5 protein-coding genes are annotated in these 13,232 nt (G+C 70.5%); 3 read left to right on the top strand and 2 right to left on the bottom strand.

The features are described 5' to 3' along the window. Positions 1-9: 9 nt before the first annotated feature. Both RV986_RS23280 and RV986_RS23275 read right to left on the bottom strand, forming a co-directional pair. Entirely contained in the window at positions 10-2,166 is a 2,157-nt protein-coding gene (locus RV986_RS23280) for a bifunctional serine/threonine-protein kinase/ABC transporter substrate-binding protein (RefSeq protein ID WP_475919246.1), read from the bottom strand. After that, a complete protein-coding gene (locus RV986_RS23275) occupies positions 2,166-3,113 on the bottom strand; it encodes a hypothetical protein (RefSeq protein WP_475919245.1) in 948 nt (315 codons plus the stop codon). Before RV986_RS23275 ends, RV986_RS23280 begins: the two co-directional genes overlap by 1 nt. A gap of 596 nt (positions 3,114-3,709) precedes the next feature. On the opposite strand from RV986_RS23275, the gene RV986_RS23270 reads away from it, so the two are divergent. From RV986_RS23270 to RV986_RS23260, 3 genes are all read left to right on the top strand, one after another. Continuing rightward, positions 3,710-4,960 (top strand): AAA family ATPase, encoded by a 1,251-nt coding sequence (locus tag RV986_RS23270; protein ID WP_475919244.1) that lies wholly within the window; start codon positions 3,710-3,712, stop codon positions 4,958-4,960. A gap of 337 nt (positions 4,961-5,297) precedes the next feature. After that, complete coding sequence (locus RV986_RS23265) at positions 5,298-6,263, top strand: hypothetical protein (protein WP_475919243.1); 966 nt, start codon at positions 5,298-5,300, stop codon at positions 6,261-6,263. Positions 6,264-6,410: 147 nt separating this feature from the next. Further along, complete coding sequence (locus RV986_RS23260) at positions 6,411-13,232, top strand: polymorphic toxin-type HINT domain-containing protein (RefSeq protein ID WP_475924395.1); 6,822 nt, start codon at positions 6,411-6,413, stop codon at positions 13,230-13,232.

The raw sequence follows: 13,232 nt of genomic DNA, 5'->3' as shown, positions 1-13,232 counted from the left end.
CCGCCGCCGTCAGGACGTGGGCAGCGTGCCGACGTAGGCGAACCGGCCGCCGTCGACCCGGTAGTGGTAGGCCTGCTGCACGGTGAGCTCTTTACTCTTGTTGAACGCGTACGTCGTGGTCAGCCCCTTGAACTGAGCCTTGGTGAGGGCCTTGGTGACCTGGGCGCGGCTGGGGCGTCGGACGCCCTCCCGGGCCAGGGCGGTGAGCCGGTCGGCGACCAGGCGGGCGGTGTCGTACGCCTCCGGTGCCCAGATACCCGGTGCGCTGCCGTATCGCTTGCGGTAGGCGGTGGCGAAGGCGTGTACGGGTGTGGCGTCCGGGCTGATGTACGGGGTCAGGGTCTGCCAGCCGTCGGCCGCGTCCCCCGCCGCGGTGAGGAAGGCCGCGGTGGCCGTGGGCGCGTCCAGGAACCGGGGCCCCGCGAAGCCCCGTTCGGCCAGGGCGCGGGCGACCTTGGCGGCGCGCTCGGGGGTGCCGGTGCAGAAGAAACCGTCGATACCGTGGGCGAGCATGTCGGCGATCACCACGGACGCGTCCGGCGCGGCGGCGGGCACGACCCTGGCGTACAGGCCGGCTTGGCGGGCGCGGGAGGTGTTGCGGACGATCTGTGCGGACTCCATGCCGGTGATCCGCCCCGCGCGGTCGATCAGCAGGCCCGGGCGGCGGGAACCCTGGGCGGCGAGGGTGAAGACGGTGCTGTAGACGGCATAGGCGGCCATGGGTGCGGTCCGGAAATACGCTTTCGGCTCGGCCAGCAGGGCCGACTGCGCGGCGGTGATCGAGAGTTCGGACACGGTCAGTACCGGCAGCCCGGCTCCCTCGTAGATCTCCAGGGTGGCCTCGGCCGAGGCGTAGCCCGTGGGGCCGAGGACGGCGAGCACATCGTCCTCGCCGGTCAGCTGCCGGGCCACCCGCTCCGCCCGGGCCGGCTCACCCCGGTCGTCCACCACCCGGAGGGCGAGGGTGAACGGCTTGTTCTTACGGGAGTTGAACTGCTCTACGGCCAGCCGGGCGGCGCGCTCCTGTGTCGTCCCGGCCTCCCGCTGCGGTCCGCTCAGGTCCGCGTGGACGCCCAGGACCCAGCGTCGGCCGGTCGACTGCGCCGCCGGATCCTGCTTGTCGTCGCCCCCCGGCGCCGCCCAGAGGGCAGCGCCGCCGCCTGCCGCGAGCAGGGCCGCGCCGCCCGCGGCCAGTGCCAGGACCCGGCGGCGCCCCGGCACCCAGGCACCGGTGTCCGGCTCGGCGTCGGCGGCGATCTCGGTCGGTTCGATGCCGGGCAGGGCCAGCATCTCGGCGGACCGGTCGGCGACCATGGCGACCACCGCGTCCGGCAGCCAGTCGATGGAGTCGGCCGGGGCGTCCTCCACCAGTTCCGCGTCCACCTCGGCAGCCGTGGGCCGGGCCGCGGGCTCCTTGTCCAGGCACCGCTGAAGCAGCGTGCGCAGTTCGGCGTCGTCGATGCCGTCCAGTTCCGGCGTGTCATGGACGGTCCGGTACAGCAGCGCGTCCGCCGTTCCGGTGCCGAACGGCAGCCGGCCGGTGGCCGCGTACGCCAGTAGGCAGCCGAGCGAGAACACATCGCTCGCCGGGCCGACCTCCTGGGCCCGCGCCTGCTCGGGGGAGAGGAAACCGGGCGTGCCCACCACCACGCTGTCCGAGGTCAGTTCCGTCTCCTCGGCAGCCGTGGGCCGCGCGATGCCGAAGTCGATCAGCCGGGGCCCGTCGAGGGCGAGCAGGATGTTGCCGGGTTTGACGTCCCGGTGCACCAGACCGGCGTCGTGCACCGCGGCCAGGGCCCGCGCCAGCACCTTGCCCAGTATCCGCACCGCGCGCGTCGGCAGCGGCCCGCAGGCCACGACCGCCTCGGCCAGCGACGGACCCGGCACGAACGCCGTGGCCAGCCACGGTGCCCCGGCCTCGGGGTCGGCGCCCACCACCGGCACCACCCACGGGCTGTCCACCCGCCGGGCGGAGACCACTTCCCGGCGGAACCGGGCCCGGAACTCCGCCTGGTCGGCGTACTCCGGCTGGATCACCTTCACCGCGGCCAGGTCCCCGGCCTCGGTACGGGCCAGGTAGACCACGCCCATGCCGCCGGCGCCCAGCCGTCCCAGCAGCCGGTGGCCGCCGAGGCGGGACGGATCGGAGGGAAGCAGCCGCTCCATCACGCACCCCCCTCCGGGTTCGACTTCGTCCCCGGCGTCGACGCGCCCGCGCCGGCCGAGGCATCCGGCTCCGGCGAGGCGGATCCCAACGCGGCGGGGCTCCCGATCTCGTACTTCACGCTCAGCAGCATCCTGGGCAGGGCCCTCTGGACAAGGGTCCACAGTTCGTCCGGTTCGCGTCCCCGGCCCCCGCACACGGAGGTGCTGACCACCACAGGGCCCAGCGTGGCCTGGTCGTACTTGTACGGATACGGGCCGCCGCGGGAGTCACTCACGCACAGGCCCGTCTCCTCCAGCGACTCGTCGCTGTAGTCGTTGTGTCCCTCGCCCCGCGCGTACACGGTCGAGCTCAGTTCCGTGAGCCGCTCACCCGGCCGCAGCAGCTCCTCCTGGCAGCCGAAGGACTCCTCCACCATTCCGGCCTGTTCCCAGGACGCGTCCAGCGCCGTACGGTGCACGGTGATCGTGGCCGACAGCCGCACCGGCCCCTTGCCGCCCCCGGCGGGCACTTCGAAGTGCCGGGTCAGCGTGGCCAGTACGCCCGCGGGCAGTTTCTCCGACTGCCAGGCGCAGCCGTCGCCCAGCACCGCCCAGCGGCTCGGGTCGCTCTCGTACGGTGTCGTCCGCACCACCTGCCGCCCGAACAGCTCCGGGCCGGCGATCACTTTCCCGATCAGCGCCCGTGCCTGGTCCGCGGTTCTCGGCTGCTTCGCGGGGTTCGTTTCGAAGGTCGGCGAGGCCGTCGGCGCGGCGTCCCCGCCTGTGCTCTCGTCCGCGGCCGCCCCGGTCTTCGTGTCGCCGCCGCTTCGGCTCGCTCCGGTGCTTTCCGCCGACGGCGCCCGGTCGGCGGGGCCGTCCCCGCCGCTTTCGCCGTCCGTGCAGCCGACCAGCAGTAACCCGCACATCACCAGGGCACCGCAGAGGTGCAGGCCTCTCGCATACGCCACGATCCCGCCCCTTGTTCCGTGCTCGTCCGGTGCTCGCCGTACCCGCGCCGTGGGGGAAACTGCCGAGGCGACGTGTGCCCCGCCCCTGTACCGATGCCACTTGGGCATCCGGCGGTTCCCGGACTTCCGTTTCCGGTTTCGTGGGCGACGACGACTTGTGGAGCCGATCGGATCGTAACCGGTTCACGAACGCGCGCGACTCAACATGCAATGACTGCACGGTAGTTGGGGTGTCGGGTTGTCGGCGGGGGTGGCGGGCCAAGGCTGTCCGCGGAAGGCCAGGAGCACCGGTTGGAACGGCATCATGCGCGCTCCGATCAGTAGTGATTCCCCGAGCAGGACGACCCCCAGGTCGTGGTCGTAGCCGCGATCGGCGAATCGTGGGTTCGGCTTGTGGCGCGGATGGCCAATCTGCGCCATCAGCAGGGAGGCCACGATCTCGGGGAGAAGTGCCGGAGAGCCGGTTGGTCATCTCCACCGAGCGTTCCTGGGCCGACTTGGCGTCAAGCGGATCGTGCATCGTGCTGAGTGGGTGGAGTGTTGCGGGGGCGCCCGTCAGGGGTGTTCGCGTGTCTTGTCCTGCTGGGGGGGCCGGAATGCGGGATTGGGCGGGTCGTTGGCCGTTGGTGGGACGCAAGCCGGAGCTGGAGGCTTTCGCTGCGGCGTTGGCGGACCGGGAATGCCGGGGGTTCGTGGTGGGCGGGCCGGCCGGGGTGGGCAAGTCCCGGCCGGCTGAGGAGTGCCTGGAGCGGGCCGTGGCGGCGGGTTTCCGGGTGGGGCGGGCCACGGCGAGTGCCGCGGCGGGTGCGGTGCCGCTGGGGGCGATCGCGCATCTGCTGCCCGCCGGGGTGGACCTGTCCGACCCGGTGGCCGGGTTCGCCGCGGTCGCCGAGCGGCCGGCCGCCGGGCCGGGGCTGCGGCGGTGGGTGCTGCTGGTGGATGACATGCATCTGCTGGACTCGGCCTCGGCGGTGCTGCTGCGGCAGCTGATGGACACGGGTGTGATCCTTCTGATCGGCACCGTCCGCACCGGTGAACCGCATGGAGAGGCCGTCGCGGCGCTATGGGGCGGGGACGCGGCGTACCGGGTCGACCTGACCGTACTGAGCCCGGAGCAGATCGAGGCGCTGCTGCAGGCCGCGCTCGGCGGAGCGGTCGCCCGGCGCAGTTTGCTCGAACTGTCGGCTGCGAGCGGCGGCAACGTGCTGTACCTGCGCGAACTGGTCCTGGGCGCCCTGAGCGCCGGGGATCCGACCGAAGACGGGGAGATCTGGCACTTGGGCGAGGGCCGACTGCCGGGCACCGCGCGGCTGACCGAAGTGATCGGCACCCGGCCGGCCACCGCCGACTCCGCCGGACGCCCCGTCCTGGAGCTGCCGGCGCTGTGCGAGCCGCTGCCCCTGGCCGATGCCGAAGCCCTCGCCCCGCCGCAGGTGATGGCTGCCCTGGAGGAGGCCGGGCTGATCCGCGTCACCCAGGACCGGCGGCGTACCACCGTCTCCCTGGCCCACCCCCTGTACGGCGAGGTGCTGCGGGCCGGACTGCCGGTCCTGCGCCGCCGGGCCCTGCTACTGGACCAGGCCGCACGCGTCGAGGCCCGCGGCGCCCGCCGTCGCGGCGACCTGTTGCCCGCAGCGCCGCGCGAGACGTCCTACCCCGTGCCAGCGCCACGGCCCCGTCGGCGTGACATCCGGCGCCCACTTCTGCTCGCTCCGACAGGCTTGTCGGGTGCGGCCTTCTCCGCTCGCGCGGGTGCGAGGTTCAACGCTTCGGTGTGGAACTCCGTGGAACTCCGTGGAACCCCAGCCGCCCGCTCGACTGCCCCGCCCACCTTTGGTACTGCGTGAAGTCCCCGGTCTTGTCGGCCAGTTGGCGAAGTCGGGGCCGACTGGTTGCAGTGCGGGGGCGACCCGAGGTGGGTGCGGCAAATTAGGTCACTCATGCTGAATCGTGACGAATTCGCGGAGTAAACGTGAAGTGTTTCACGCCGTGACTCCGCTTGGTTAGTGGATCTTATGCGCTTTGTCCACTTGTGAGGCTCTGGTTAACAGGTTGGAGGTGCTCGTATGTTGCGACCTGATCGTTTGATCGAACGCATCCGGTCATAGCCCGACGCGGCTTGGTGGGGGAGCAGCGCAAATGAATATGTACGGGGGGAGACGTCGGCTGCGCACAGCCGGTGTTGTGCTTTCCGCAGCCTTGGTGCCGGCGGCGAGCGCGTCCAACGGCGCCATGGCAGTGGCCGGCGAAGGAGCCGACAGCTCGGCCGCCGAGGACGCTGGAGACGACGGGGCGGGCGAGGACACCAAGGCGCTGGTCAAGGCCGCGCGTACGGGCAAGTCGGTGGCGTACGCCTCGTTGCGCGGTGAAAGCAGCGAGGTGTACGCCACCCCAGAGGGGCACTTGGAAGCCCGGGAGCATCCGCGGCCGGTGCGGACGACGAAGAACGGCCGTGGACCGGCGCTGTCCTGGACCAAGGACCTGCCCTCCCCGGAGCTGAGCGGGAACACCGTCACCTACCCGGACGTGCTGCCCGGCGTCGATCCGCGGATGACGGCGCACCAGGGCGGCTTCGACCAGCTCCTGGTCGTCACATCGGCCGAGGTCGAGGTCGAGGTCGAGGCCGAGGCGAGCGCGGAACTGGGCGAATTACGTGTGAAGCCGGACGTCGACGGCATGCAGGTCGAGGAGGCCGATGACGGCGTCCTGGCGGCGATCGACCGGGGCGCCGGAAGCGCGGTCTTCGAGGCGCCTCGCCCCGTGATGCGGGACTCCAGCACCAAGGCGCCCGGCACCGCGACGCAGTCCCGGTCCGCCACCGAACTCGCCCGCACACCGTCGCCGGGCACCTCGCAGCGCGAGATGGCCGTGGCCACCGCCAGTCCTACCGCCACCGCCGGCCCCACCGCCCTTGAGGGAGGGCCGGACGTCTCCGTCTCCGTCTCCGAGAGTGACGACGGCGTACTGACCTGCAAGGCCGTGAAGATCCTGCAGCTGGGTCGTGACACGACCGGGACCACGTCCGGCCGGTATTTCCCCGGTTCGTGCTCCGGCATCCGGGTCTTCCGGAGCACGCCGACCGAGACCCGGATCGGTCATCTCGCCGTCGGTATGCCGGGTGTGGGGAGTGTTGTCCCCAGCGGGGGCTGACTGGCTCAGTCACTGGGAACGGGTGGGCCGTCGCACGCGGTCGGTCTGTTTCCGGGCCAACTGCTTCACTCCGCCGTGCGCGGCTGCCTGCTGTCCGCGGAGTGCTCAACGGGAGGAAGACGGACCTGTATGAAGACCAGACCACGTATGAGAACGGGCCGGCCGTGGCGGCGAGTGGCTGTGGCCACGGCTGCCGTGCTGACCGCGACGCTGCTGCAGGCGTCGGGAGTGCCTGCGGTCGCGCAGGGCTGGCGCAAGCCCGCGTTGCCGCAGGCCGAGTCTTCGGTCGCCGGTGGCCCGGCGGGCAGGGCGGTGCCCCGTACGGTGATGAAGGGGCCCCGTACGCCCGCCGAGGCGCCGGCCACCCGTTGGCCGAAGGTGAGTACGGCGGCGGTGACGCTGGGGCGGGAGACGACCCGGGTCAAGGGGCTGCCGCTCACCTTGGACACGCGGGTCGGGCGGTCCGCGGACGCGGCCGCCGGCGCCTACACCGTGAGCACGCTGTCGCGTGCGGCGGCGCGGGAGACGGGGGTCGAGGGACCGGTTTTCGCACTGACCCCCCGTCAGGGCGGTGGGCAGCGTGGCGGCAAGGTGCGTGCCGGGCTGGACTATTCCTCGTTCGCGGGCCTGTACGGCGGCGGTTACGCGTCCCGGCTGACTCTGGTGCGGCTGCCGGCGTGTGCGCTGACGACACCGCAGAAGAGGCAGTGCCGTACGGCCCGGCCGGTGGAGAGCGTCAACGACACCGAGAAGCAGACGCTGACGACGGAGTCGGTCGCGCTCAGCGCGAGTACGGCGACCGTGCTGGCGGCGACCGCTTCGGCCGGCGGTGACAAGGGCGACTACAAGGCCACGTCCCTGGCCGCTTCGTCGACCTGGAACACGGATCAGAGCAGCGGCTCGTTCGCCTGGTCGTACGACATGGCGGTGCCGCAGGTGCCCGGCGGGCTGATTCCGAAGGTCGGGCTGTCGTACTCCTCCGGCGGTGTCGACGGCCGGACGGGAAACACCAACAACCAGGCGTCGTGGGTGGGTGACGGCTTCGATCTGGCGCCCGGTTTCATCGAGCGCAGTTACAAGGGGTGTGCGGACGACGGGGCGACCAACGCCGACGGGAACAAGCCGGGCGATCTGTGCTGGGCGTATGACAATGCCACGCTGTCGCTGAACGGCTCGGGCGGGGAGCTGGTGCCCAACGGCACCGACTCCTTCAAGCTGCAGAACGACGACGGCACGAAGATCGACCGGATCTACGGCTCGTCGACCGACGTGCGCTCCAACGGTGCCCGCAAGGACGAGTACTGGCGGGTGACGACCCCCGACGGCACCCAGTACTACTTCGGCTACAACCGGCTGCCGGGCTGGGCGAGCGGCAACGAGACCACCGACTCGACATGGACGGTGCCGGTCTTCGGCAACAACGCCGCCGAGCCGTGCAACGCCTCGACGTTCGCGGCGTCCTGGTGCCAGCAGGGCTGGCGGTGGAACCTGGACTATGTCGTGGACCCGCACGGCAACGCGGTCGCGTACTACTACGACAAGGAGACCAACTCCTACGGCCGCAACCTGACCGCCGCCGACGACACGCCGTATGTACGCGGCGGGACGGTGGACCGGATCGAGTACGGGCTGAAGTCCACCGCCATGTACTCGACGAAGGCGCCGGCGAAGGTCGACTTCACCAGCAGCGAGCGGTGCATCCCCGACAGCTCGACCACGTGCTCGTCCATCTCCACGGGTTCCTCGTACTGGTACGACACTCCGTGGGACCTGAACTGCGAGGCGGGCACCGACTGTGACGACGGCCGGTTCTCGCCGGCGTTCTTCACCCGCAAGCGGCTGACCGGTGTCACCACCCAGGTGCTGGTGTCCGGTTCCTACAGCAACGTCGACGGCTGGAAGCTCGCCCACCGGTGGGGTATGGCCGACACCGACTATCAGCTGCTGCTGGACTCCGTCGAGCGCACCGGCTACGACGCCACGGCCTCGGTCACCCTGCCGAAGGTCACCTTCGCCTACACCCAGCTCGCCAACCGGCTGGACAAGATCGGTGACGGTTACGCCCCGTACATCAAGTCCCGGCTGTCGACCGTCGCGGACGAGTCGGGCGGGCAGATCGACGTGGGTTACTCGGCCCCGGTCTGTGACGCTGCCGCGCTGCCCACCCCGGAGACCAACACCACCCGGTGTTTCCCGCAGTACATCGGCGGCAGCACGACCGACGACCCGGACCTGCAGTGGTTCAACAAGTACGTGGTCGACACGGTCACCTCGACCGACCGTACCGGCGGCGCGCCGGACCAGGTCACCATGTACGACTACCTGGACGGCGCCGCCTGGCACTACGACGATGACGACGGGATGACCAAGGAGAAGTCCAAGACCTGGTCACAGTGGCGCGGTTACGGCCACGTACGAGTGCGCACCGGCGGCCAGGGCGGCGCGTCGGCCATGAAGTCGCAGACCGACACCTACTTCCTGCGCGGCATGGACGGCGACCGCAAGACGTCCTCCGGCGGAACCAAGAGCGTGTCGGTCACCCTCGACACGGGTGAGGGCGACCCGATCACCGACCACGAGTCGCAGGCCGGTTTCGCGTACAGGACCGTCACCTACTCCGCTCCCGGCGGCAATGTGCTCTCCAAGACGGTGAGCCGGCCCTGGTACCAGCAGACCGCGAAGAAGGTCCGCACCTGGGGCACTGCCACCGCCAACCTCACCGGCACCGCCTCCACCAGGTCGTGGACCTCGCTGGACGACGGCGCGGGCGTCAAGTGGCGGACCACGTCGGGGTCCGACACCCACGACACGACCACGGGTCTGGTCACCCAGAGCGAGGATCTGGGCGACACGGCGACCGCGGCCGACGACCAGTGCACCCGCACCGCCTACGTCTCCGGGAGCGTCCCCCTCGACGCCCCCGCACGGGTGGAGACGGTCGCCAAGGCGTGCGACGCCACCACCGGCCGCCCGGCCGACGTCATCTCCGACGTGCGTACCGCCTACGACGGCGGGGCGTACGGCGTCGCGGCGACGAAGGGCGACGCCACCAGGACCGCGAAACTCAAGACGTACAGCGGTTCCAGCGCGCTCTACCTGGAGTCCGCCTCCGCCTATGACGGCTACGGACGGGCGCTGACCACCACCGACCTGAGCGCCGACGTCACGGTCACCTCCGCGGGCACGCTCACCAGGACCGCCCGCACCGACGGACGGACCACCACCACCGCGTACGTCCCGGCCACGGGCTTCCCGACGAGCAGTTCGGTGACCACCCCGCCCGCCACGGCCGGGGACAGCGCGACCGCACAGACGTCGACCACCGCCTACGACCCGCTGCGGGGGCTGCCGCTCACGGAGACCGACACCAACGGGAAGGCCGTCACCTACGCGTACGACGCGTTGGGCCGCACCGCCAAGGTGTGGCAGGCGGACCGGACCACGAGCCAGACCCCCAGCTACGAGTTCACCTACACGGTCACCGACGGCAAGCCGGTCGTCGTGGCCACCAGGACCATCGGCAACTCGGGGGCGCAGGACACCTCGTACGCCTTCTACGACGGCTTCCTGCGAGCCCGCCAGACACAGGCCCCCGGTCCGAACGGCGGAACGCTCCTGGCGGACACCTTCTACGACGAACGCGGTCTGGTCGCGAAGGAGTTCGCCACCTACTACACCGACACCACCGCTCCCTCCACGACGCTGTTCAAGCCCGAGAACGCGCTGAGCGTGGAGACCCAGAACCGGTACACCTACGACGGCCAGGGCCGCCAGACGGAACTTCGGCAGATCGCCGGCAACGGCGACGGCGGAGCGGTCCTCGGCGTCACGAAGACCCTCTACGGCGGCGACCGCACCACGGTCATCCCGCCGGTGGGCGGCACCGCCCAGACCACCGTCACCGACGCCCGCGGCCGCACGAGCGAACTGCGCCTGCTGCACGCCCGTGCCGCCGACGCCGCCTACGACACCACCGCCTACGGCTACAGCCCGCGCGGTGAACTGACCAAGGTCACCGACCCGGCGGGCAACGCCTGGACGTGGACGTACGACCTGATGGGGCGGCTCACCGACACCACGGACCCCGACAAGGGCGCCGGGCACAACGAGTACGACGACCGTGCCCAGATGACCAGCACCAAGGACGCCCGCGGCACGGTCCTGGCCTCCGTCTACGACGGTCTGGGCCGCCAGACCGAACTGCGCGACACCTCCCCTACCGGCGCCCTGCGCGCCAAGTGGGTCTACGACACGATCAGCGGCGCCAAGGGCCACCTCGCGTCCAGCTCGCGTTACGTGGGCACCCAGGAGTACAAGACGAGCGTCGTCGCCTACGACCGGCTGTACCGGCCGCTGCGTACCTCGGTGACGATCCCGTCGGCCGAGGGCGCGCTGCAGGGCACCTATCTGTCGGCGACCACCTACAACGCCTCGGGCACGGTGCAGGGCGTCGGCTATCCCAAGGCCGGTGACCTGGCCGCCGACACCGTCGCCTACACCTACGAGGACAACACCCTGCGGCCCGTCAAGGTCAGCGGCCCGCTGAACCTGACCGCGAGCACCAGCTACAGCCTCACCGGCAAGCCGCTGCAGTACTCGCTGGCCGCCAACGGCGGCAAGTCCACCTACGAGACCAACACCTACCAGTGGGGCACCCAGCGGCTGGCCACCTCACGGGTGGACCGCCAGGACATCGCGGGCGTCGACCAGTACAACACCTACTCCTACGACGAGGCGGGCAACGTCCTGTCCGTCTCCGACACCTCCCGCTCCGGCACCGACAACCAGTGCTTCGACTACGACTACCTCGGCCGGGTGAGCGAGGCCTGGGCCCAGCCGGCCACCGGCTGTGCCGCCACACCCACCACCGCTGTGCTCGGCGGCCCGGCCCCGTACTGGTCCTCCTACACCTACGACAAGGTCGGCAACCGGCTCACCGAAACCCAGCACGCCACCACGACCGGCGCCTCCGACACCGGCCGGAGCTACCACTACCCCGATCCGGGCGCGGTCCGGCCGCACACGCTGGGCTCGGTGGACACCACCACCGGGACGGTGAAGTCCACCGACAGTTTCGGCTATGACGTCGCGGGCTACACCCACACCCGTCTGCTGGGCAACGGCACCTCCCAGACCCTGGACTGGGACGCCGAGGGCCATCTCGCCAAGGTCACCCAGCCGGTGGAGGGCGGCAGCGACAAGGTCACCGAGTACCTGTACGACGCCGACGGCAACCGTCTGATCGGCCGCACCCCGACGGAGACCACGCTCTATCTGGGCGCCACGGAGATCACGCTGGCGAAGGGCGCCACGACCGCCAAGGGCACCCGCTACTTCAGCCTCGGCGGCGGCCACCAGGCGGTCCAGGCCAACGACGGGACCATCTCCTTCACCCTGGCCGACCACCACGGCACCGCCCAGCTGTCCGTCAACGCCGGCACCCAGGCGCTGACCCAGCGCCGCAGCCTGCCGTTCGGCGGATCGCGTGGCACGGCGTCGAACACCTGGACAGGCACCAAGGGCTTCGTCGGCGGCACCACCGACACCGCCACCGGCCTCACCCACCTCGGCGCCCGCGAGTACGACCCCGCCACCGGCCGCTTCCTGTCGGTCGACCCGGTCTTCACGGCCGGCGACCCGCAGCAGATGAACGGCTACAGCTACGCCAACAACAACCCGCTGACCTACTCCGACCCGGCGGGCACGGAGATCGGCTCCAAGCCCAACTCCTGCCAGTACGACGTCAAGTACTGCAGCAAGCACGAGCAGCAGGAAGTCGGCTACGACGCGAAGACCGGCACGTCCGACTACCACCGCGGCAACATCTACAAGCGCTCCCACGCGGCGAAGAAGCAGTGGGTGGCCACGAACACCCCCGTCACGAACGACGTCGACAAGCTGCAGAACTACTGGGCCAGCATGATGGACGGGGAGTTCACGGACGAGTTCTGGTACAACCCGGTCCACGAGTCGGCCACGGAGGGCTCCGCCTGCTACGGGCGTGAGGGATGCCGTCAGGCCTACCTCTACGTGCTGCACAAGGGCGACGACGCCGATGCCGCGACGGCCAAGGAGATCGCGGCCACCTACTGCGTCTACCACGCGAGTCAGTGCGTGGACGAGGCCAAGGAAGTGGCGCGTGGCAGGGTCATAGAGAGCATCACCAACGAGTTGTTCATGGCCTATCTCGGCGGTGCCGCGGGAGCCGAGACCAAGGTGGCGAGCGGCTGCCGGAACAGCTTCGACCCCCGCACCGAAGTCCTCATGGCCGACGGCACCACCAAACCCATCGTCGAAGTCCGAATCGGCGACAAGGTCATCGCCACCGACCCCAGGACCGGCAAACGCGGTCCGCGTGCGGTGACGGCCGAACTCCTCCACCGCGACAACGACCTCGTCGACCTTGAGGTCCGCGGCCCGGACGGCAAGGCCGTCACGATCCACACCACCTCCCACCACCCCTTCTGGGACGACACGGCCCACGGCTGGGTCGAGGCCGGCCGGCTCACCCCGGGCCACGCTCTCAAGGCCGCCGACGACAGCCGGGTCACGCTGGGCGGCGTGCTGCCCCGCCCCGGCGTGGCTGACATGTACAACCTCACCATCGCCGACCTGCACACGTACTATGTGCTGGCAGGTGCCACGCCGGTCCTGGTCCACAACTGCAGTATCTCGATGGAAGAGGCCATCGACCGTGCCATCGCACACGTCGGTGACAACGCGACGGTGGTGCGGTCCGGCAGCGGCGGAGTCCAGTACATGAGCGTGACGACCGATGCGTCCGGGAACACGGTCAGGAAGATCGCACGGTTCGATGTGAACCCCGGAAGCCCCCACGTCCAGAAACTGGGACCGCATCTGAACCTGGAGACCCGGATCAACGGACAGAAGGTCACCAGCGGCCCGCTCAAGGACCCGCACACCGCCATCGATCCATCCACGATCCGGTCCGGCGACTACTGGCCGTAG

The organism is Streptomyces sp. RLA012, assembly GCF_056270325.1.
Note: the sequence above shows the minus strand (reverse complement) of the source record. Positions and strands in the feature narration are given on the sequence as shown.

Bases quoted from the DNA above. Each gene is read 5' to 3' on its own strand.
- RV986_RS23280 (WP_475919246.1), bottom strand. From the start codon at position 2,166: ATGGAGCGGCTGCTTCCCTCCGATCCGTCCCGCCTCGGCGGCCACCGG.
- RV986_RS23270 (WP_475919244.1), top strand. From the start codon at position 3,710: ATGCGGGATTGGGCGGGTCGTTGGCCGTTGGTGGGACGCAAGCCGGAG.
- RV986_RS23260 (WP_475924395.1), top strand. From the start codon at position 6,411: ATGAGAACGGGCCGGCCGTGGCGGCGAGTGGCTGTGGCCACGGCTGCC.